General features: G+C 75.4%; 17 protein-coding genes. 8 read left to right on the plus strand and 9 right to left on the minus strand.

Features of this window, described 5'->3' with window-relative positions; genetic code table 11:
* The first annotated feature begins 41 nt into the window (after positions 1–41).
* Both FIC82_RS20760 and FIC82_RS02510 read left to right on the plus strand, forming a co-directional pair.
* Complete coding sequence (locus FIC82_RS20760) at positions 42–2,030, plus strand: Cys-Gln thioester bond-forming surface protein (RefSeq protein WP_154797430.1); 1,989 nt, start codon at positions 42–44, stop codon at positions 2,028–2,030.
* 157 nt (positions 2,031–2,187) lie between these two features.
* Positions 2,188–2,841, plus strand: coding sequence for a CatA-like O-acetyltransferase (locus tag FIC82_RS02510; protein WP_168731428.1), 654 nt, complete (start codon positions 2,188–2,190; stop codon positions 2,839–2,841).
* A 38-nt stretch (positions 2,842–2,879) separates the two neighbouring features.
* Here FIC82_RS02510 and FIC82_RS02515 read toward each other — a convergent pair whose 3' ends face one another.
* Entirely contained in the window at positions 2,880–3,539 is a 660-nt protein-coding gene (locus tag FIC82_RS02515) for an ANTAR domain-containing protein (RefSeq protein WP_168731429.1), read from the minus strand.
* Between the two features lie 105 nt (positions 3,540–3,644).
* A complete protein-coding gene (locus FIC82_RS02520; protein WP_168731430.1) occupies positions 3,645–4,661 on the minus strand; it encodes a zinc-binding dehydrogenase in 1,017 nt (338 codons plus the stop codon).
* 441 nt (positions 4,662–5,102) lie between these two features.
* Between FIC82_RS02520 and FIC82_RS20765 the strand changes: the two genes are divergently transcribed.
* Positions 5,103–5,339, plus strand: a complete 237-nt coding sequence (locus tag FIC82_RS20765) for a hypothetical protein (protein ID WP_216609962.1) — start codon at positions 5,103–5,105, stop codon at positions 5,337–5,339.
* A gap of 67 nt (positions 5,340–5,406) precedes the next feature.
* Positions 5,407–6,171 carry an SAM-dependent methyltransferase gene (locus FIC82_RS02530; protein WP_154797432.1) on the plus strand — a complete coding sequence of 255 codons (765 nt, stop codon included), beginning with the start codon at positions 5,407–5,409 and terminating at the stop codon, positions 6,169–6,171.
* Positions 6,172–6,205: 34 nt separating this feature from the next.
* On the opposite strand, the gene FIC82_RS02535 is transcribed toward FIC82_RS02530, so the two are convergent.
* A complete protein-coding gene (locus FIC82_RS02535) occupies positions 6,206–7,078 on the minus strand; it encodes an alpha/beta fold hydrolase (protein WP_154797433.1) in 873 nt (290 codons plus the stop codon).
* 156 nt (positions 7,079–7,234) lie between these two features.
* Here FIC82_RS02535 and FIC82_RS02540 point away from each other — a divergent pair, with 156 nt between their 5' ends.
* Complete coding sequence (locus FIC82_RS02540; RefSeq protein ID WP_216609963.1) at positions 7,235–9,250, plus strand: BTAD domain-containing putative transcriptional regulator; 2,016 nt, start codon at positions 7,235–7,237, stop codon at positions 9,248–9,250.
* A 34-nt stretch (positions 9,251–9,284) separates the two neighbouring features.
* Here the strand turns inward: FIC82_RS02540 and FIC82_RS02545 are convergent, their stop codons facing one another.
* Entirely contained in the window at positions 9,285–9,857 is a 573-nt protein-coding gene (locus FIC82_RS02545) for a TetR/AcrR family transcriptional regulator (RefSeq protein WP_154797434.1), read from the minus strand.
* 76 nt (positions 9,858–9,933) lie between these two features.
* Here FIC82_RS02545 and FIC82_RS02550 point away from each other — a divergent pair, with 76 nt between their 5' ends.
* On the plus strand, positions 9,934–10,512 hold the full coding sequence (locus FIC82_RS02550) for a dihydrofolate reductase family protein (protein WP_154797435.1): 579 nt from the start codon (positions 9,934–9,936) through the stop codon (positions 10,510–10,512).
* 27 nt (positions 10,513–10,539) lie between these two features.
* Here the strand turns inward: FIC82_RS02550 and FIC82_RS02555 are convergent, their stop codons facing one another.
* The 4 genes from FIC82_RS02555 to FIC82_RS02570 form a co-directional block, all read right to left on the minus strand.
* Positions 10,540–11,247: an anti-sigma factor gene (locus tag FIC82_RS02555; protein WP_168731431.1), complete on the minus strand. Its 708-nt coding sequence runs from the start codon at positions 11,245–11,247 to the stop codon at positions 10,540–10,542.
* On the minus strand, positions 11,231–11,803 hold the full coding sequence (locus FIC82_RS02560) for an RNA polymerase sigma factor (RefSeq protein WP_216609964.1): 573 nt from the start codon (positions 11,801–11,803) through the stop codon (positions 11,231–11,233). Before FIC82_RS02560 ends, FIC82_RS02555 begins: the two co-directional genes overlap by 17 nt.
* 130 nt (positions 11,804–11,933) lie before the next feature.
* A complete protein-coding gene (locus FIC82_RS02565) occupies positions 11,934–12,653 on the minus strand; it encodes a class F sortase (protein ID WP_154797437.1) in 720 nt (239 codons plus the stop codon).
* Entirely contained in the window at positions 12,650–13,546 is an 897-nt protein-coding gene (locus FIC82_RS02570) for a DUF4397 domain-containing protein (protein ID WP_154797438.1), read from the minus strand. Before FIC82_RS02570 ends, FIC82_RS02565 begins: the two co-directional genes overlap by 4 nt.
* Before the next feature lie 372 nt (positions 13,547–13,918).
* Between FIC82_RS02570 and FIC82_RS02575 the strand changes: the two genes are divergently transcribed.
* A complete protein-coding gene (locus FIC82_RS02575; RefSeq protein WP_154797439.1) occupies positions 13,919–18,946 on the plus strand; it encodes a glycoside hydrolase domain-containing protein in 5,028 nt (1,675 codons plus the stop codon).
* 164 nt (positions 18,947–19,110) lie between these two features.
* The gene (locus FIC82_RS02580) at positions 19,111–19,722 is read left to right on the plus strand and encodes a hypothetical protein (protein WP_154797440.1); all 612 of its coding nucleotides are present in this window, start codon (positions 19,111–19,113) and stop codon (positions 19,720–19,722) included.
* Between the two features lie 7 nt (positions 19,723–19,729).
* On the opposite strand, the gene FIC82_RS02585 is transcribed toward FIC82_RS02580, so the two are convergent.
* Positions 19,730–21,391 (minus strand): ATP-dependent DNA ligase, encoded by a 1,662-nt coding sequence (locus FIC82_RS02585; RefSeq protein ID WP_154797441.1) that lies wholly within the window; start codon positions 21,389–21,391, stop codon positions 19,730–19,732.
* Positions 21,392–21,443: the final 52 nt, after the last annotated feature.

A 21,443-nucleotide genomic window follows, 5' to 3' on the forward strand; every position in this document is an offset into this window, starting at 1 on the left:
CATCGGGAGACACCCGCCACGACAGCCAGAGGAGCTCCACCATGAAGGTTCTTCGTACCGCCACCACGACCGCCGTCTCCGCCGCCCTCGTGCTGGGGGCTCCGCTGGCCGCGTTCGCGAACGACGGCGAGTCCCCGGCCCCCGAGGCGACCGCCCCGGAGGCCGCCGCCACCGACGCCCCTGCCGAGGAGGCGGCCCCGGAGGCGACCTCCGAGGCGGCCCCGGCCCCCGAGGCGCCTGCCGCGCCGACGACGACCGAGACCCCGGAACCGGTCGACCCGGTCGTCGCCCCCGCTCCGGAGGAGCCGGCCCCCGAGGCCGTGGCGGAGCCCACCGCGCCCGCTCCCGAGACGGGCGACGTGAGCGACGAGCCCGTCGCGGAGCCCACGACCGACGTCGTGACCGCGGGCACCACCGCGGGCAGCGCAGAGGACGAGAACGCCGAGGCCGGCGAGCCGGCCGACGGCACGGCGGCCACGGACGTCCCGACCACCCTCGCCGCGGCGTCCGCCGCCGGTCTGCTCGGCGCGACGCAGGCCGCCTACCCCGACGCCGAGTACGAGCCGCACTGGCACGACGGCTACTACGAGGGGTTCCCCTGCGACTACTGGTACTTCCAGGAGCCGGCCGAGGGCGGCTCCGGCAAGGACTGGTCCGGGTGGTCCGGCCAGCCGCAGCTGCACATCCTGCACCACGAGCTCGTGGACGAGGACGGCACGACGCACATGGTCTACGACCGCGACATCGCCGGGTCGTGGTGGCACGCCTGGAACGGCGAGGTCGCCAAGGCGGACCCCGAGGGCATGCACTGGGGCGACACCGACGCCCAGCAGACGATCCTCGTCAACGGGTTCACGGGCGGCTCCGACATGACGGCCCGCGCCGCGAACGCCCGCGACCTGCTCGACCGCGCCGGGGTGCGGTCCGACGCCTCGGCCGTCGACGACACGACGGCGGAGTACACGGCGTACGAGGCGACGCAGTTCGCCGTCTGGTACTTCTCGACCGGGCACGACGTCATGGGGCTGTTCTTCGACGTCGACGACGCCGGGCACGTGACGCTGAGCGACTTCGCCCAGCAGCAGCTGGACGGCAGCTGGTCCTGGGGGCAGAGCGACCGTCGGGCGACCATGCAGACGGCGGCCTGGCTCATCGAGAAGGCGCTGACGGAGAACGTCGTCATGCCGCAGCCCGGGTTCGTCTCGAACGGGTTCGTCCGCAACGCCGACGGCTCGACCGACTACGGTTTCACCGCGTCGCTCGTCGGCGGCACCGGTGACGTGCACGTCGAGCTGCGCACGGCCGACGGGTCGGCGATGCCCGCCGGGGTCGTCCTCGTCGACGCGCAGGGCAGGGTCGTGAGCTCGGTGACCCCCGGCCAGAAGGTCTACGTCCGGGTCCCCGCGGGGACCGACGTGGCGAGCCTGCCCGCATTCCAGGTGTGGGGCTCGGCCGAGGGCACCACGAAGGGCAGCCCGAACTTCTACACCGGCCAGGACATGAACAGCTCGGTCTGGGACGACGCCAGCCAGTCGTGGATCCGTACGGGCCAGCAGCACTGGCTCATCGGCCTCGGGGGGCTCGACAGCGCGTCGGTGGCCTGGGACTGGATCGGCGTGACCCTCGCCGACGAGCCGGAGGACCCGACGGACCCGACGGACCCGACGGACCCGACGGACCCGACCGACCCGACCGACCCGACCGACCCGACGGATCCGGTCGAGCCGACCGACCCGAGGGACCCGGTCGAGCCGACCGACCCGACGGACCCGGTCGAGCCCATCGCTCCTGTCTACGTCGACGCAACGGGCAACGTCGCGACGACCGCGGCGTCGTCGTCCGACCCGGCGAACCTGGGCCTGACGGACGCGCAGCCGGTCGCCGAGGTCGAGCAGGCCGCTGCGCAGCGTGACGCGCTGGCCACGACGGGCACGGACGCGAGCATCCTGGCCGCGGGGGCGTTCATCGTCCTCGCGGGTACCGGGCTCGTCCTCGCCTCGCGGCGTCGTCGGTCCGCGGACGCGCGCTGACGATCCCACGACGCTCCGAGGCTTCGCCCGCCCGGCCCCCGCACCCACGGTGCGGGGGCCGGGCGTCGTCGTGCGCGCCGTCGGATCGTCTCGCGAGCGCGCCCTCCTGGGCCGAAAAGCCCGTGCTTCCCGCACCGGCCCCTGTGACGCTGGTGCGGTGGGCACTCCCGTACCGATCGACGTCGCGACCTGGCCGCGCCGCGAGCACTTCGAGCACTTCCTCCACGCGTCACCGTGCACGTACGCGATGACCGTCGAGCTGGACGTGACGGCGCTCGCGGCCGCGCTGACCGGGTCGTCCCGCAAGACGTACGTCGCGCAGGTCTGGGCGCTCGCGACGGTCGTGAACCGGCACGAGGAGTTCCGCCTGGTGCTCGACGACGCGGACGCACCGGGGGTCTGGCCGGTGGTGCACCCGTCGTTCACCGTGCTGAACCCGGAGCGCGAGACGTTCTCGGCCGTGTGGGCGCCGTACGACGCGGACTTCGGCGCGTTCCACGCCGCGGCGTCGGCGCTGCTCGCCGAGCACCGGTCCGCGACGACGTTCTTCCCGCAGGGCACACCCCCGCCCAACAGCTTCGACGTGTCGAGCCTGCCCTGGGCGTCGTTCACGGGCTTCACGCTCGCGATCCGCGACGGCTGGCGGCACCTCGCGCCGATCTTCACGCTGGGGCGGTACGTCGAACGGGACGGGCGCACGTTCCTCCCGCTCGCGGTCCAGGTGCACCACGCCGCGGCGGACGGGTTCCACGTGGCGCGCCTCGTGAACGAGCTCCAGGAGCTCGTCGACGACCCGTCCTGGCTCGACTGACGCGGACGTGCCCTCCCCGCGGCGGGCGCGCAGGCCGCTCAGGCGGCCTGGTCCGCGCCCCCGAGCACTCGGTCGAGCGCCGGGCGCGGGTCCGCGCCTGCCGGGAGGTCCTGGGCGATCGCGACGATCGCCTCCGCGAGCTCGCGCACCTTGACGTTGGCGAGGCTCGACGAGCGCCGCAGCGCCGCGAAGGCCGCGTCGGGGGTCACGCGGTACGCGAGCGCCACGATGCCCTTCGCCTGCTCGATCGCGGCGCGGGACTGCGCCCAGAGGCCGATCTGCTCGTTCGCCTGGGCACGCGCGCCCACGCCGACGACGCTCGTGACGTCGAGGACGACGCCGCGCGCGCCGGGGACCCCGCTCGGGTCCGCCCACGCCGCGTCCACGAGCACGACGACGGCGCGCTCCTCGCCGCGGGCGTCCTGCATGACCTGGACCTGGACGGGGGCCTCGCCCGACGCCGCGCTCGCGATGGCCGCGAGCGTCTGCTCGCGGTCCTTGCCCGTCGCGCGGTGGTGCCACAGGAGGAGCTCCGTCGTGGGGACGACCTCGCCCGGCGCGTAGCCGAACAGCTCGGTGAGGGCGTCCGACCACCACCACGTGTCCGTGCCGGGGTAGTACCGGAACTCACCGGCGGCGACCTCGCCGGGGGAGACCACCCACGTCGAGAGGACGGCGCTCCGGGCCGTACCGTTCACTGCTGCTCCTCGTGCCAGGCCTGGGCGACCGCGAGGCCGTGGCATGACCCCGTCGCCCCGCCGCACATGGTCCCGCAGCGCCGCCCCTGGTGACGAATCGCGTGGTCAGAGGCGCAGCAGGGACTTGATCGCGCGGCGCTCGTCCATCGCGGCGTACCCCGCGGCGGCGTCGTCGAGGGAGAGCTCGAGGTCGAACACCCGCGCGGGGTCGATGCGTCGGTCGAGGACGAGGTCCATCAGCTCGGGCAGGTACCGGCGGACCGGCGCCGGGCCGCCCGACCAGTGCACGTGCCGGTAGAACATGTCGACGACGGGGAGCTCGACGCCGTGCGGCAGCCCGACGACGCCGACGTGGCCCCCGGGACGGACCGCGCCGAGCGCCTGCGCCACCGAGCCCGGCGTGCCGACGGCCTCGACCACACCGTGCGCGCCGAGCCCGTCGGTGAGGTCCCGAACGCACGCGACACCCTCGTCACCACGCTCCGCGACGACCTCCGTCGCGCCGAACGCCCGCGCGAGCTCCTGACGGGGCGCGTGCCGGCTCATGGCGATGACCTGCTCGGCCCCGAGCTGCGCGGCGGCGAGGACCGCGAGCAGCCCGACGGCGCCGTCGCCGACCACGACGATCGATCTCCCCGGTCCCGCCTCGGCGGCGCGGGCGCCGAACCAGCCGGTGCCCAGCACGTCGGACGCAGTGAGCAACGCGGGCAGGAGGTCGTCGTCGGGGCGCTCGGGCGTCGCGACGAGCGTCCCGTCCGCGAGCGGGACGCGCAGCAGCTCGGCCTGGGCGCCGCGCACGGGCTCACGGTGGACGCACGACGTCTGGTAGCCGGCGAGGCAGATCGGGCACGTGTTGTCGGACGCGAAGAACGACCCGACGACGAGCTGCCCCGGGCGCACGGTCCGGACGTCGGAGCCCACCTCCTCGACCGTGCCGACGTACTCGTGCCCCATCGCGACGGGTCGCTCGACGGGGTTCAACCCCCGGTACGTCCACAGGTCCGACCCGCACACGCACGCCGCCTCGACGCGCACGATCGCGTCGGTCGGTGCGAGCAGGCGCGGGTCGTCGCGCTCCTCGACGCGGACGTCGTACGGGGCGTGGATGACGGTCGCGCGCACGGTGGCTCCCTCGACGGGGCGGACAGGACGCCGTCGAGCCTACGACCGTGCGCCGGCCGTCGCGGCCCCAGGGCGACCGGCCCGACCGGCCGGACGCGAGGTCCGACCACCGCCAGACGGGCGGAGCCGAGCCGACGAGCCTGGAGGCATGACCACCACCGCCACCACGGCGTCTGCCCGCCCCGTCCCGCTCGCAGACGGCGCTCAACCTCGGCGCGACGCGCGAGGTCGAGATCAACCTCCCGTCGGCGGCCCAGGTCGACGCCGTCGACCGCATCGCCCTGACGACCGGACGGAACCCGGTCTCGGAGCGCAAGGCCGCCGTGGGCTACCGGTACGAGCCGGAGAAGTTCGCGCGGGCCGGGCTGACGCCCGTCCCGTCGGAGACGGTCGCGCCGCCGCGGCGCCGCGCAGTGCCCCGTCGCCCTGGAGGCGCGGCTCGTGCACGCCCACCCGCTCGGGCGCGACGACGACGCGCGCTCCGGGTCGCTCGTCGCGTTCGAGGTGCGCGTGACGCGGGTGCACGTCCACGAGGAGGTCCGGATGCCCGGGACCGCCGACCGGGTCGACCCCGACCGGTGGCGTCCGCTGCCCATGAGCTTCCAGCGGTTCTACGGACTGGGGCCCGAGGTGCACCCGTCGCGCCTCGCGTCGATCGACGAGGACTGGTACCGCTGAGCGGGACGCGTGAAAGGTGCGCGAAATCTCGCTGACGGCCCGGCCGCGTCCGGCCTACGGTGCGTGGATGGGACGATCCACGCTCGTACGCCTCGCGCACTCCGACCACCCGATCGCGTCGCCGCTCAGCGACGCGCGCGTCGACGACCTGCTCCGCCGGGCGGTGGGAGGCCGGGCGAGCGTCCTCGACCTCGGGTGCGGCGACGGCACGTGGCTCCTGCGGGCGCTGCGGCAGCACCCGGGTCTGACGGCGGTCGGGGTGGACACGTCGGACGTCGGGTTCGAGCAGACGCTCGCCCAGGCCGCGGACGCGGGCGTCGCGGACCGGCTGACCCTGGTCCAGGGCGACGCGCGGGAGTACGCGGGCGACGCGCCGTTCGACGCCGTGCTCAGCGTGGGCGCGGCGTACGCGTTCGGGGGGCTCGCCCCGACGCTCGACGCCGCGCGCGGCCACCTCGCGGCCGACGGCCTCCTCCTGCTCGGCGACTGCTTCTGGCCCGCGCCCCCGACGCAGGCCGTGCTCGACGGGCTGGGCGGGGCGTCGGCGGACGAGTACCTCGACCTGCCCGGCACCGTCGACCTCGTGACGCGGCACGGCTGGGCGACGGTGCACGGGCACGTCAGCACGCAGGAGGAGTGGGACGACTACGAGTGGGCGTGGACGGGGGCGCCCGCCCGGTGGGCCGTCGAGAACCCGGACCACCCCGAGGCGCGCGAGGTGCTCGCCGAGGTCGAGAAGCACCGCGACGGCTGGCTCCACGGCTACCGCGGCGGCCTCGGGTTCGTCACCCTGCTCCTGCACCCGGGCCGTGCGGCCGTGGCGGGCGGCTGAGCGCGCCGCAGGGCAGGGCACGGCCCCCGGGCGGTCAGCGTCGTCCGAGGGCGCGCAGGACCGCGGCGACGTCGTCGGGCGCCTCCTCGGCCATGAAGTGCCCGGCCGTCGTCGTGAGGTGCTCGAGGTCCGGCGCCCAGCGGCGCCAGACGCCCGCGGCGTCGTACCCGAGCTGCGCGCCCCAGTCCTGCTGGACGACGGCGACCGGCATGGCGAGGCGGTCGCCGGCGTCGAGCGAGGCCTGGTCGTGCTCGACGTCGACCGTCGCCGTGGCGCGGTAGTCCGCGACGATCGAGTCGACGGCGTCGCGGCTCGCCGCCAGGTAGTGGGCGCGGACGTCGGCCGGGATCGCGGACGGGTCCTGGGCCCACGCGTCGAGGAAGTACCCGAAGAACGCGTCGGCGCTGCCGCGGATCATGTCCTCGGGCAGGCCCGGGGGCTGGGCCATGAGGTAGAGGTGGAACGCGACCGCGGCGTCCACGCCGTGCAGCACGTCCCACGTGTCGAGCGTGGGCACCACGTCGAGGATGCCGAGGTGGCTCACGCGGTCCGGGTGGTCGAGGGCGGCGCGGAACGCGACGAGCGCGCCGCGGTCGTGGCCGGCGAGCGTGAACCGGTCGACGCCGAGCGCGTCGGCGAGCGCGACGACGTCGTCGCCCATCGTGCGCTTGGCGTAGACGTCGGGCGTGGTCGCGGCGGGCTTCGCGCTGTCGCCGTAGCCGCGCAGGTCGGGCACGATCACGCGGTGGTCCTGCGCGAGGTCGGCCGCGACGTGGCGCCACATGTGGCGGGTCTGGGGGAAGCCGTGCAGCAGGACGACGGGCGTGCCCTCGCCCGCGGTCTCGACGCGCAGCGCGACGTCGGGCGCCACCTCGACGGTGCGGGTCTCGAAGCCGGGGATCTGCATGGGGTGGGGTTCCTCTCTCGGGTCGGGGCAGGCGCCCGGGTGGTGCCCGGGCGGCTCGTGACCCATCCTGCGACCGACCGATCAGCGTCCGATCAGTGCGGGCCGGCGCCGGGTCGCGCACGCGCCCCGGGACGCGGGTGCGGCGAGAATGGCGGGGTGGTGGAGCTGCGCGTCGAGGTGCTCGGGCCGGTCCGGGTGCTGCGCGACGGCGCGGAGGTCGACCCCGGCGGCCCGCGGCAGCGCGAGCTCCTGGCCCGGCTGGCGGCCGCGCGCGGTCGCCCGGTGTCGTTCGAGCGGCTCGCGGAGGACCTGTGGGACGACGAGGAGCACGACCCGCGGGACCGGCGCGGCGCCCTCGCGACCTTCGTCGGCGACCTGCGCCGCCGTCTGGAACCCGAGCGGCGCTCGCGCACACCGCCGCGCGTGCTCGTCACCGAGCACGGCGGGTACGCGCTCCGGCTCCCGGACGGCGCTCTCGACGCGGCACGGCTGGAGGCGGCCGTCGACCGGGCCGGGGTGCGGGCGGCGGGCGGTCCGGCGGCAGCCCTTCCCGACGGCGTGCCGGCGACGCCGGACGGGGGCGCGCCGTCGGGCACGACGCGCGCGCTCCAGGAGGCGGTTGCGGGGTGGCGCGGCGAGCCGTACGCCGACCTGCCCGGGCGCGGGTGGGTCCGGGCCGAGCGGCGGCGTCTCGCCGAGGCTTACGCACGCGCCGTCGAGCTGCTCGCCGAGGGGCTGCTCGCGGACGGCAGACCCGGCGAGGCGGTCGCCGCGCTCGACCCGCACGCCGCCGCGCACCCCTGGCGCGAGCGGGCGTGGGTGCTGCTCGCGCTCGCCCTGTACCGCGACGGTCGGCAGTCGGACGCGCTGGGCGTCGTGCGCCGCGCGCGCCGCCGGCTCGCCGACGAGCTCGGCCTCGACCCGGGCCCGGAGCTCGCGCGCCTCGAGCGCGACGTCCTCGACCAGGCGCCGTCTCTCGACGGGCCGACGCCGGGGCCGCGTCTCGCGGTGACCGCGCCGACCGGGTCGCGGGCGTCCTTGCGGTCCACCGTGGACGTCGCCCGCACGCTCGCGATCGCGGCGGGCGACCACCTCGCGACCGCGCAGCAGCAGCGGATCGCGGCGGCGCTCGCGGCGGAGGCGACGGGCGACCCGGTGCTCACCGCGCGGACGGTGACGGCGTACGACGTCCCGGCGGTCTGGACCCGGAGCGACGACCCGGCCTCGGCCGACGCGCTCGTCGGCGTCGCGCGGCGCACGCTGCGCCGCCTCGGCCCCGACGCGGCGCCGGTCCTGCGGGCGCGGCTGCTCGCCGTCGTCGGGATCGAGCACCGGGGGAGCCGCGACGCGTGGGCGTGGGCCGCGGCCGAGGACGCCGTGGGGATCGCGCGCGACGTCGGCGACCCGGGCACCCTCGCCCTCGCGCTCAACGCCCGGTTCCTCCAGTCGTTCCAACGCCCGGGCGCGGGCGCCGAGCGGGACCGGACGGGCACGGAGCTCGTCGCGCTGGCCGGGGCACACGACCTGCCGACGTTCGCGATCCTCGGCCACCTCGTCCGGATGCAGGCCGCGGCGGGAGCCGGGCGGTTCGGCGACGCCGACGCCCACGCCGCGGCGGCGGAGGACGTCGCCGCGGGGTACGAGTCGCCCGTGGTCCCGATGCTCACCGCCTGGTACCGGGCGATGCGCGACGCCGAGACCGCGCCGCCCGACGCGGCGGCACGCGCGTACCGGGCTGCCGACGACCTGCTGGCCGGGGTGCGCATGCCGGGCGTGCGCGACGGGCTGCTCCCGCTCGCGCTGGTCACGGTGCGCCTCCGGCACGGGCGGCCTCTCGACGGTCTCGGCGACACCGGGCCGTACGCGCCCTGGGTCGAGCCGTTGCTCGCGCTCGACGCGGGCGACCGCGGCGGTGCGGCCGAGCTCGCACGGGCGGCACCGGAGCCGCCCGCCGACCACCTGCGTGAGCTGCGCTGGGCGCTCGTCGCGGAGACCGCCGTCCGGCTCCGGGACGTAGGGCTCGCAGGGCGCGCCCGGCACGCGCTCGCTCGTGTGCCGGACGAGCTCGCCGGCGCGGGATCGGGGCTCGTCTCCGCCGGACCGGTGCGGGGGTGGCTCGACCGCCTCGACCGCCTCGACCGCCTCGACCGCCTCGACGGTCGCCGGGCGTAGGCCCTCGGGCGCCGGGGGTGCAGGGACCGCGACCTCAGGCCTCCGGGAGGAGGCCCGCCACGAGCGCGTCGATCACGTCGTCGACCGGGACGTCGGGGTCGACGGACGTCGTCAGCCGGTCGAGGAGGAGCCCGTCGATCGCGTAGTGGAACAGGGCGATCTCCCGGCGTCCCCCGGGCAGGCCCGCGGACCGGTTGAACTCGACGTCGGCCTCGAACCCCGCGCGCAGCCACGGCCCGAGCAGGGCGGCGAGCTCAGGGCGGCGCCCGGAGTCGAGCCGCAGCTCGAACAGGGCCCGGGTGACGTCGGAGTCCGCGGACAGCCGGCGCACGATGTCGCGGAGGTAGTCGGCGAAGAGCGCGCGGTCGGGCTGCTGCCCCGCGCGCCGGGCCAGGTCCTCCGGCGAGGGGGCGAGCCGTTCCCCGATGCGCTCGAAGAGCCCGGCGACGAGCGCGTCCCGGCTCCGGAAGTAGTTCGACGTCGTGCCCGTCGGGACCCCCGCCTCGTCGTCGACCGCGCGGTGCGTCAGGCCGCGCGATCCCTCGCGGGCGAGCACGGCGATGCCGGCGTCCGAGAGAGCGCTGCGGCGCGTGGTGTTCTTCGCCATGCGCCGAGGCTACCGGAACCACTGCACCTGTTGTAGTCTGCTTGCGACCACTTCACCTGTAGTTGTTGGAGGAACGATGCGAGAACTGACCTACTACGTCGCCGTCAGCCTCGACGGGTACATCGCCGGCCCGCACGGCGAGTTCGACACGTTCCTCGCCCAGGGGGACCACATGGAGCCGATCTGGGCGCGGTACCGCGGCACCGCGCCGACCGACCTGGCCGAGGCCGTGGGCTTCTCGGTGGCCGACGGTCCCTTCGACACGGTCCTCATGGGCTGGAACACCTACGCCGTCGGGCTCCCCGACCACCACCTCGCGAACCCCTACCGGCACCTGCGCCAGATCGTCTTCAGCCAGGCCCACGAGGCGCCCGCGGGGAGCGAGGGAGTGCACTTCACGGACGCCGACCCGGTCGAGACGGTCCGCGCGCTCAAGCGGGAGGACGGCAAGGGGATCTGGCTGTGCGGCGGGGGCGCGCTCGCCGCGACGCTGGCCGACGAGATCGACCGCCTCGCCCTGAAGGTCAACCCCGTGCTGCTCGGGGCCGGGATCCCGCTGTTCGCCGAGCGTGCGTACGCGCCCCGGTCGTGGCGACCGACCAGCACGCAGACCTTCGAGTCCGGCGTGACGTTCGCGGAGTACGTCCGGGCCTGAGGGGTGCCCGGGCCCCGGGGGCGTCGACTACACGTCCAGCGGACCTCGGACGACGGAGTCGCCCGAGTGCGCGGGGTCGCCGTCGAAGTGCTCCTCCGAGACGTCGACCACGGGGAACTGCGTGAGGTCGAGCCCGTCGGGCAGGTCGAACCGGCCCTCCGCGCCGTCGAGCACGCCGAGGCTCACGAGACCGCTGAGGTCCTCGGCCAGGAGCCACACCTCGCGGTAGGTGCCCTCGGGCACCGGGGCGTCGACCGTCACGACGACCTGGCGCCGCCCGTCGGGCTGCTCCTCGACGCGCGCGTCGCCGGTCGCGCCCTCCCAGTCGGGCAGCGGGTCGAGCGTCGCGCTCGCGACCGTCGTCTCGGGCGGCTCGACCTCGCGGCGCTCCCAGAGGATGCCGCCCACGCCGCCGACGACGAGCGCGGCGGCGGCCGCCGCCGCGACCGGGACCCAGACCCGTCGGCGCCGCGCCGCGAGCGGCACGACGACGGCCGTGCCGGTCGCGCCGGTCGTCAGGCCGAGCTCGGCCTGGACCCGCGACCACACCGCGGCGTCGGGCTCGACGAGGTCGTCGGGCGCGTCGGCGCCGTCGAACGCGTCGGCCACGCGCGCGAGCCGGGCGGCGCCGTCGGCGCACTCCGCGCAGGAGGCGAGGTGTGCGCGCGCGTCGTCGTCGAGCACGTCCTCGCCGAGCGCGAGGAGCGCGAGGGTCTCGTCATCGATGTGCTGCACCGTCCACCTCCAATCGGTCGCGCAGCCGGATCAGGCTCCGTCGTACGTGGCTCTTGACCGTACCCAGCGGGAGGCCGAGCTCCTCGGCGATCTGCACGTGGGTCAGGTCGCGGAAGAACGCGAGCTCGAGGATCGTCCGGCCGGGATCGCCGAGCCGCCGCAGCTCGTCGGAGAGGAGCACGCGGTCGGCGACGCGTCCGACGTCGGCGTCCTCGTCCACGGCGGGCCGGGGGTCCGTGGCGGCCGCCTGCTCGGACCGGCGCACCCGGGCGCGGGCCTCGTGCGCGTCGGCGACGGTGTGCCGCGTGATCCCGACGAGCCACGCGGGCAGCCGGGCCCGGTCGGGGTCGAACCGCGCCCTCCCGCGCCACGCCGCGACGAACACCTGCTGGGTCACGTCCTCCGCGTCGGCGCGCGTGCCGAGCGACCGCAGGGCCAGGGTGTGCACGAGCGCGGACCACCGCCGGTAGGCCTCCGCGAGGGCGGCCTCGTCGCCGTCCGCGAACGCACGGCCGAGGCGCCACAGGTCCGGGTCGGTCGTCCCGGTCTCGGTCACGTTCAGGGCGGGTCCTCGAGGGTCGGCGCCGACCGCCCGGGCGGCAGCGGCGAGCGGGTAGCAGCGATCGTAGCGCCGGGGCCGTCGCCCGCTCGCGGGGCGCCCCGTGAGCGCCGGCCGGGGAGGGGCGTCACCGGACGGGTGTCGCGGTCACGACGACGTTGTCCGAGTACGAGCGCCGGTCGCGGTCCCACGCGCCCCCGCACGTCACGAGCACGAGGCGGCGCTCGCCCGTGCGGTCGAAGAGCTCGTCGAGCGGGACGTCGGGCTTCGGGACGCTCCGCACGTCCGTCACTGTGTAGGTGTACGAGGCGCCCGTCGCGTCGACGACGTCGACGCGCGCTCCCGTCGTGATCTCCGCGAGCCGGGCGAACGGCCCGACGCCGTCGGGGTCGTCCACGTGGGCCGCGACGACCGTCGTGCCGGCGGGGCTCGCGGGTGCCGGGCCGAACCGGTACCACGCGGCGACGTCCCCGCTGCCCGGCAGGGCCATCCGCCCCTCGGGGTCGACGCCCGCCGGCTCGACGGGGAGGTCGACGTCGAGGTCGGCGACGACGACGCGAGTGGGCGCGGGCGGCGCGGGGGCGGGCACGTCCTGGGCCGGTCGGACCGGGACGTCCCGGGCGGGCCCGGACGTCCCTGCGGTCCCCGCCCCGTCCCGGTGGGGGACCGGGACGGGTGGGGCGTCGGCCGTCGGTCCGAGGAGTCCGTCGGCCGGCTCGTCGACGGACGGCGGGGAGCATCCGGCGACGACCGCTGCGGTGACGAGCACCGCCCCCAGGAGGGTCAGGAGCCGGTCCCGCGCACCCCGGGCGGGGCGCACGGGACCGGGGTTCGTGCGCTGCGTCATGCGTCCCGGTCGCTCCGGACGGGGTGCGTGGCGTGCGCGTGCTGCTCGCGCCACGCGCGCGCGAGCATGACGACCGCGGCGACGAGCAGCAGCCCGAACAGGGATGCGCCGAACGCGATCGCGACGCCCGTGGCGGTGCTGCTCGGGGCTTCGGCGGCGAGACCGGAGAGACCCGCGGGAACGCCGGACGGGGAGGAGTGGAGACCCTCGACCGTCTGCGTGGCGAGCGCGAGGTTGCCCGCCTCGAGGCTGCCCCAGGCGTAGGCGATCGTGTTGACTCCCTCGGCGACCGTCAGGTCTGCCGGCCCGAGCACCGGCTCGGTCGTGCCGGCGGCGGCGATCGAGGCAGACACCGTGCCGGCCGGGAGGTCGAGCACGGCCTCCTTCGGGTTCTCGAGCCCCGTGACGACCGCGGTGCCGCCCGCGAGCACGTCGACCGCGGGTGCCGCCGCGACGTGGCGGACGGTCAGCCTGCCCTGGCCCGCCGCCGTCGGCTCGGTCGAGTTGGTGAAGAGCGTCGCGGTCGGCTGGCCGCCCGCGTCGAGGTGGGCGACGGCGGTGTAGCTCGTCCCTGCCTCGAGCGGCAGGTCGACGGGGCCGATGACCGGGGCGCTCGTGTCGGTCGCGTCGGGCGCGGTGATCGCGACGCTGTACGACCCGGCCGGGAGGTCGAGCGGCCCGGCGAGGTCGCCCGGCTGGAAGTCGTCGAGCGTGAGCTCGTCGTTCACCCAGACGTCGACGGGGGTGTCGGGCACGCCGTGCAGGACGGACAGGGAGGCGCCGTCGGCGGTGGCGGCGTGGGCCGGGAGCGCGAGAGCTCCCACCCCGGCGAGGGTGGTGACGAGGGTGGCTGCGCCCGCGAGCGCGGCGCTGCGTCGTGCGGTGCGGTGCATGGTGTCCTCCGGTTGCGGGGGCCCGGTCGGGACCGGGCGCTCGGGCTGTTGACACCCCCTCTTCCGGCGCGGAGGCCCGCGCGGATGCAGCGTCTCGGCACGAGTTCTCGGACGGCCGCGGGCGCTCGGCAGACCGGTGTCGGGGCAGGGAACCGCGCCCGTCGGGCAGGTGAACTTCGCGGACGGGGTCTTGAGGCGGCCCTGTCCGGCACGTACCGTGGGCGCGGCGAGGCGGAGCAGCCTCGGCACGACCCCCCAAGGAGAGCTTTCGTGGCCAGACCATCTGCCGCGCGTCTTGACAGCGCTGTCGGACGACGCGGGGCCAGCCCGACGTCCGACCCCCACCCCCGACGAGGCGGTCGCAGCCGGCTCGTGGGTGCCCTCGCGGGCGCCCTCACCGCCGCGCTCGCGGTCGGCGTCCTGCCGCCCGCCGCCGCGGTCGCGGCCCCCGCGGCGAACGCCGCCGAGAGCGACCTCGCGTCGCTCGTCGACGTGTTCGTCGGCACCGAGGGCGACTACGGCAACGACATGCCGGCCGCGCAGGCGCCCAACGGCCTCGCGAAGGTGAACCCGCGCACCACGCCGGGCCGCAACAACACCGGGTACGACTACGCGCAGTCGAAGATCTCGGGCTTCACGCACACCAATCTCGACGGGGTGGGGGGCTCCGGCGGCGGCGGTGACATCCTCGTGGTCCCGACCGCCGGGTCGTACACGGCGCGGCCCGGCACGGGCACGTACGCGCACACCTTCTCGCACGACGACGAGCAGGCCGGCCCGGGGTTCTACTCCGTCGGGCTCGGCAACGTCGCCGGCAAGGACGGCGCCATCGCCGCCGCGCCGGGCACGATCGAGGCCGAGGTCGCGGCGACCACGCGCTCGGGCGTGCACCGCTACGCGTTCCCCGAGGGCTCGACGCCGAGCCTCGTCGTCGACCTCGAGACCAACAACACGAGCCGCCGGTCGTCCTCGGTGGAGGTCGAGACGCGTGCGGACGGCACCGTGGAGCTGTCCGGGCAGGTCACGGGCTACTTCTACAACGCCGCGTACACGCTGTACTACACCGCGCGCACGCTCCAGCCCGCGACGGTGCAGACCTGGGGCGACGACGACAAGCTCGTCGACGCCACGGCCCAGGACGGCGTCGACACCGGCGCGATCCTCACGTTCGACCCGGCCGACGCGGGGGACGTCGGCCTGCAGGTCACGCTGTCGCCGGTGAGCGTCGAGCAGGCGCGGGTCGACCAGCAGGTCGAGCTCGGCGAGCTGTCGTTCGACGAGATCCGTGACCGCACGCGCGCCGAGTGGAACGCGACGCTCGGGCGGGTCGCGATCGACGCGTCGACGGCGACCGACCCGACGGGCGAGCTCCAGAAGCTCTTCTACACGCACCTGTACCGCATGTTCGCGATGCCGATGAACGCGACGAGCACGTCGGGCACGTACCGCGGCGTCGACGGCGCGGTGCACGCCGCGCAGGGCTTCACGTACTACGACTCGTGGGCCACGTGGGACGACTTCCGCAAGTTCTCCGTCATCGCCTACATCGACCCGGCGCTGTACCGCGACATGGTGCAGTCGCTCGTCTACCTGTTCGCGGACGCCGAGGCGACCGGCACGGGCAGCGGCCTCGGCGGGTTCGTGCACTCCGTCCCGACGGTCCGCTGGGAGCGGTCGTCGGTCGTGGTCGCGGACGCGATCGCCAAGGGCTTCGACGGGTTCGACCGCCTCGACGAGGCGTACCCGGCGCTCAAGCGGCTCGTCGGCCAGTACAGCGCGGACGAGCTCCAGCGCGGCTACGTGGCGGGCAACCCCGGCGCGTCCGTCCAGCGCGGCTACGACCAGTACGGCCTGTCCGTGATCGCGGACGAGCTCGGCATGACGGACGAGGCGCAGACGATGCGCGAGCAGGCGTCGTGGCCGATCGAGAAGCTCACCAAGCCCGGTGCGTGGACCGCGGCGGACGGCACGCAGGTCGGCCTGCTCACCCCGCGGGCCGCCGACGGCTCGTGGCAGACCGCCGACTACGCGAAGTTCGAGGCCGCGAGCCTCTACCAGGGCACGCTCTGGCAGTACCACTGGTACGACGCGTACGACATGGACGCGCTCGTCGAGGCGATGGGCGGCACCGAGGCGGCGCGGCTCGCGATGCGCCACATGTTCGGCGAGCACGCACCGGACGACGGCAAGGCCATGCTCCACTCGAACGCCAACGAGATCGACCTGCAGGCGCCGTACCTCTTCAACTACACGGGCGAGCCGAGCCTCACGCAGAAGTGGACGCGCGCGATCTACACGAAGGAGACCTGGAACCGGTACATCGCGACCGGCTCCTCCAGCGCGGTCCCGAGCGGCGGCGGCGAGTTCACGCCCCCCGTGAAGACGAAGGTCTACCAGCTCGACCCGCGCGGCATGCTCCCCACGATGGACAACGACGCGGGCACGATGTCGACGATGTTCGTCGCCGCGGCCGTCGGGCTGTTCCCGGTGACCGCCGGGTCGTCCGAGTTCCAGATCGGGTCGCCGTTCTTCGACGCCACGACCATCACCTACGACGACGGCAGCGCCTTCACGGTGACGGCCGACGGCGTCTCCGAGGACGCGTTCTACGTCCAGTCCGCGACGCTCGACGGCGCGCCGTTCGGCAACACGTGGGTCGACTACCAGACCGTGATCGGGGGCGCTGACCTCGCGTTCCGCATGGGCGAGCAGCCGAGCGACTGGGGCACGGACACCGAGCCCGCGTTCTCGATGAGCACTGCCACCGACGAGCCCGCCGCGGGCCCGCGCGTCAGCGCCGACCCGACGACCGTGCAGACGGGCGACGGCGGCGCGCTCGACGCGACCGTGACGCTCACGCTCGACGGCGCGCGGTTCGCCGCGTCCGCCGGAACGGACCTCGTCGCGAGCGGGGCGGCGAGCGTCGTCGGGCTGCCCGACGGCGTCACGGCGGCCGTGACGGTCGCGTCGCCGACCGCGCTCACCGTCTCGCTGACGGGAACGGCGTCCGCTGACGCGCGCTTCTACGTCCACCTGGGCGACGGCGCGCTCGCCGACGGCGTCGCGGCGTCGTCGCTGCGCGGCCAGGGCGTCTCGGTGCTCTCCCCGCTGCGGCTGTCCGTGGCGTCCGCCGAGCGCGACGCGCTCGTCGGGCTCGTCGACGACGCGGTGCTCGTGCGCCACGGCAACTATTCCTCGGTGACGTTCGACCGCTTCTCCACCGCGCTGGCGCAGGCGCAGGAGGCGCTCGCGGACGAGGCCGCGACGAGCATCGCGCTGCGGTTCGCGGCCGACCGGCTCGGTGCCACGATCGACGCGCTCGACCTCACGGGCGGCGGCTACCGCACGCTCGAGGCCGAGCAGTCCGAGGCGTGGTCGGGCGGGGAGCTGAAGAACGAGGCGAACAGCTCGTCCGGCAACCTCGGCGGCGTGCGCTCCGGGTCGTGGGTGCAGTACCGCGACATGACCTTCGAGACCGCCGCCGGGGACACCCCGCCGCGCTTCCTCACGGTCCGGTACGACACGAGCTTCGCCCCGACGGACACGCCGAGCACCGTGCGCGTGCACGCGGGCGACGTGAGCGGCCCCGTGGTCGCGACCGTCGACCTGAAGGGCACGAGCGGCTGGGGCAAGTACACCGAGGTGACGGCGGAGCTCGGCGACGTGCAGGCGCTCGTCGACGCGAAGGCCGTCACGTTCGAGCTCCTCGCGCCGTCGGGCCGGAGCTGGGTCGGCAACTTCGACTGGTTCCGGTTCAGCGCCGAGGACCCGGCCGCCCCGGGCCAGCCGGGCGAGTCCCCGACGGTGACGGTCGAGGCCGAGGACTGGACCGCGAACTCCGGTCGCGGGCTCAAGAAGGAGTCCTCGACCTGGACGAGCGGGCCGGTGACGAACGTCGGCGGCACCGCGGACGGCGACTGGCTCGCCTACGGCGAGGTCGACCTGGGTGAGCTCCCGCTCGGCGAGCTGTCGGTCCACTACGTCCACAACTCGAACCGCTCCGGGCGGAACTCGGCGCTGTCGGTGTACCTCGACGCGTTCGACCCGGCGAACCCGGGCGATCCGTTCGCCACCGTGCCGCTGCCGACGACCGGGTCGAGCTGGACCTCGGACGGGACGGCGACCGTCGTCCTGCCCGAGACGGTGCAGGGGACGCACGAGGTGTTCGTGCGGCTGACGACCGAGGCGTACGCCGACCACCCGTACGTCGCGAACCTCGACAGCCTGACGTTCGCACCGGGCGGCCCGACGTCGGTCGTCGTCGAGTCCGAGGCGTGGACGTCGAACTCCGGCCGCGGGCTGAAGAACGAGAGCTCGACGTGGACGAGCGGACCGGTGACGAACGTGGGCGGCACCGCGGACGGCGACTGGCTCGCGTACGGCGAGATCGACCTCGGCTCCGCCGCGCTCGACCAGCTCTCCGTCCACTACGTGCACAACTCCAACCGGTCAGGTCGGAACTCGGCCCTGTCGGTGTACCTCGACGCGTTCGACCCGGCGAACCCGGGCGAGCCGTTCGTCAGCGTCCCGCTGGCCAGCACCGGGTCGAGCTGGACCACGGACGGGACCGCCGTCGTCGACCTGCCGAGCACGGTGCGTGGCAAGCACCAGGTGTGGGTGCGCCTCTCGACCGAGGCGTACGCCGACCACCCGTACGTCGCGAACCTCGACAGCATGCGGTTCTTCACCGACGCGTACGACGTCGAGGCACCGACGACCGACACCGCCGCGCTCGCCGCGTCCGTCGAGGACGCGGAGGCGTTCGAGGCGGAGATCGACCGGTACGGCCGGATCGACGCGGGCGTCTTCACGCGCGAGCTCGCGGCTGCGCGGTCGCTCCTCACCGTCGACGGCGCCGGTCAGGCGCAGGTCGACGAGCGGGCGCGCCGTCTCGGGCTGGCGACCGACCAGCTCGTGCCCGCCGAGCGTCGTCGGCTCGAGAACACCGTGACGAGCGCGGAGGCCCTGACCGACGAGGGGTACAGCCCGGAGTCGTGGCAGGCGTTCCGCACGGCGCTCGCCGCGGCGACCGAGACCCGGGACGACGCCGCGGCGTCGGACGAGGCGCTGCGCGACGCACGCCTCGCGCTCCAGGGGGCGATCGACGCCCTGGAGGAGCCGGCCGACGTCGAGCTCGTCGAGGTCACGCTCAGCCCGCGCTGCCTCGCCGGCAAGCCGTACGTCGCGGTCCGCGCGGTGAACGTCTCCGACGCCGCGGTGGACGTCGAGCTCGCCTCGGCGCTCGGGGCCAAGACGTTCACGAGCGTCGCGCCCGGGGCGAACGCCTACCAGTCGTTCGCGGCGCGCGGCGCGACCGGTGACCTCGTGGTCACCGTGACCGCCACCGGCCCGGACGGCGAGCAGACGGTCGAGCAGACGGTCACCGTGCCGACCTGCTGACCCGCACCCGACGTGCCCGCGTCACAGTCTCGCGCCGTGACGCGGGCACGGTCGTCTCTCGGGACGGGAGGGTTCGGGAGTGCGGGAGAATGCGCGGAGGTCGGCCCCGGTCGAGGGCCGGGACGGGGAGGCGTGCGATGGCGGTCGAGGCGCAGAGGCGTCTGGTGACGGTGCTGGCGCGGGAGCTGGCGGCGGCACAGACCGAGCCCTGGGACGAGCTGTCGTACCGCGCGTTCGTCGTGGCCGACCGGACGCAGGAGCACGTGTCGGTCGTCGGCGGATGGCCGCCGCCCCCCGCGCAGAAGCCGACCTCCCCGGCGTTCGCGGAGGCGCTCGCCGAGCTGCGGGCCGTCACCGCGCCGACCGGTCTGGGTGCCTGGTTCACGATCTCGCTGACGGTCCGCGCCGACGGCGAGGTCGACGCGTCGTACGACTTCGACACCGAACCCGGCTTCCTGCCCCCGGCCGGGCCCGCCGACTACGCCCGCGACCTGGAGCGGTTCCCGCGGTCGGTCGAGACGCAGCCGCCCTGGCTGCGCGAGCGGCTCTCGTGGGCGCGGCTCACGCCGGAGCAGAGGGCGCGCGCCGAGGCCGGGGTGGGTGCGCTCCAGCCGTACCCGCCGTTCGGCGGGAGCCGGCCGCTGTTCACCGTGACGGTGACGCCGGACGACGACGTCGTCGACGTCCTCGACCACGCGTCCGGCCGACGGGTGCTCGTCGACCGGGACGGCACCGTCCGGCTCGTCGCGCCGGACCCCTCGGCCCGCCCGCGCTGACCGCGCCCTACCGCGCGAGCGCGCGCACGGCGTCGATCGTGTCGGCCTCGGCGGCGGTCTTGTCGTCGCGGTAGCGCAGCACGCGCGCGAACCGGAGCGCGAGGCCGCCGGGATAGCGGGTGGAGCGCTGGAGCCCGTCGAACGCGATCTCGACGACCTGCTCGGGCCGCACGTGCACGACGTACCCGTCGTCAGAGGTCTCGAGCTCGCGGAACCGGCGGGTCTGCCACTCCAGCATCTCGTCCGTCATGCCCTTGAACGTCTTGCCGAGCATGACGAACCCGCCGTCGGGGTCGCGCGCGCCGAGCCAGATGTTCGAGAGCCACCCCCGGCGCCGGCCCGAGCCCTGCTCGACAGCGAGCACGACGAGGTCGAGCGTGTGCCGCGGCTTGACCTTGACCCAGCCCGCGCCGCGCCGCCCGGCCGCGTAGGGGGTGTCGAGCGACTTCACGACGACGCCCTCCTGCCCCTCGGCCACGGCGCCCTCGAAGAACGCGGCTGCGGCGTCGGCGTCGTCGGTGACGAGGCGCCGGACGGCGTGCGTCCCGGCCACATCGTCGAGCACCGCGAGCCGCTCGCGCAGCGGCTCGTCCAGCAGGTCGCGCCCGTCGACGTGCAGCACGTCGAAGAAGAACGGCGACAGCTCGAGCGAGGCCGCGAGCTCGGCCTCCTCGGCGGCGCTGCGCTCGCCCTGGGTCGCGGAGCGGGCGGCGGTCTCCTGGAACGGGCGCGGGACGCCGTCGGGCCCGACGACGAGCGCCTCGCCGTCGAGCACGAGGGTCCGGGCCGGGAGGGCCCGGGCCGCGGCGACGATCTCCGGGACGCGCTCGGTGATGTCGTCGAGCGAGCGCGTGAACACGCGCACGTCGTCCCCGTCGCGGTGCACCTGGATGCGGATCCCGTCGAGCTTCACGTCCACGGCCACGGCGGTGCCCGACGGCGGGTGGTCGCCCGCGTCGTCGTCGCTGCCCGTCGCCGGGCCGGCGCCCAGCTTCTCGAGCGCGGCGCCGACGTCGGGCGCGGACTGCGCGAGCATCGGCCGGACGGGCCGGCCGACCGTGAGCCGGAGCGTCGCGAGGGCCTCGGTCGCGGCCTCGGGGCTCCCGGCCGTGAGCGCGGCGCGCGCGACCGGTCCCGTCGCTCCCGCGAGCATGACCGCACGCCGCACCGCGTCGGCGGGTACCCCGGCGGCCTCAGCGACGGCGTCGACCACGACCGAGTCCAGCGCGCCCTGCCGCAGCTCGCCCGAGACGAGCCCCGCGAGGAGCGACTGCTCGCGCGCCGTCGCGGCACCGAACAGCGCGCTGGCCTCGGCCTGGCGGGCCGTCGCCGAGCCGGGGCCGGAGAGGTCGGCCATGCGCGCGAACGCCGCGTCGACGGTGGTCAGCGTGAGGCTCGGCTCCTCGGCCGGGGTGGGCAGGTCACGCAGCGACCGCCACCCGAGTCCCGTACGGCGCTGGCGCAGCTCGCCCGCGAGGTACGCGACGGCGATCTCGACCTCGTCGCGCCTGCCTCCGTCGCCGCCGTCGTCGGTGTCGTCAGCGGTGCCGACCGAGCCTGCGTCGTCCGCGACGCGGCGCAGCAGGTCCGCGATGGCCGCGCGCTTGGCGAGGCGCGAGCGCGTGGCGGCGACGGCGTCGGACGTGGCGGCGACCTCGGCGAGCAGCATGCTCCATCCTCACGCCGACCACCCACGTTCGCCCCCGCTCCCTCCGGTGCCG

This window comes from Cellulosimicrobium protaetiae (genome assembly GCF_009708005.2).
GTDB lineage: Bacteria > Actinomycetota > Actinomycetes > Actinomycetales > Cellulomonadaceae > Cellulosimicrobium > Cellulosimicrobium protaetiae.

Coding starts and splice junctions, on each gene's coding strand:
- FIC82_RS02585 (WP_154797441.1), bottom strand. CDS start 21,391: ATGCTGCTCGCCGAGGTCGCCGCCACGTCCGACGCCGTCGCCGCCACG.
- FIC82_RS02535 (WP_154797433.1), bottom strand. CDS start 7,078: ATGCAGATCCCCGGCTTCGAGACCCGCACCGTCGAGGTGGCGCCCGAC.
- FIC82_RS02530 (WP_154797432.1), top strand. CDS start 5,407: ATGGGACGATCCACGCTCGTACGCCTCGCGCACTCCGACCACCCGATC.
- FIC82_RS20760 (WP_154797430.1), top strand. CDS start 42: ATGAAGGTTCTTCGTACCGCCACCACGACCGCCGTCTCCGCCGCCCTC.
- FIC82_RS02565 (WP_154797437.1), bottom strand. CDS start 12,653: ATGACGCAGCGCACGAACCCCGGTCCCGTGCGCCCCGCCCGGGGTGCG.
- FIC82_RS02570 (WP_154797438.1), bottom strand. CDS start 13,546: ATGCACCGCACCGCACGACGCAGCGCCGCGCTCGCGGGCGCAGCCACC.
- FIC82_RS02545 (WP_154797434.1), bottom strand. CDS start 9,857: ATGGCGAAGAACACCACGCGCCGCAGCGCTCTCTCGGACGCCGGCATC.
- FIC82_RS02550 (WP_154797435.1), top strand. CDS start 9,934: ATGCGAGAACTGACCTACTACGTCGCCGTCAGCCTCGACGGGTACATC.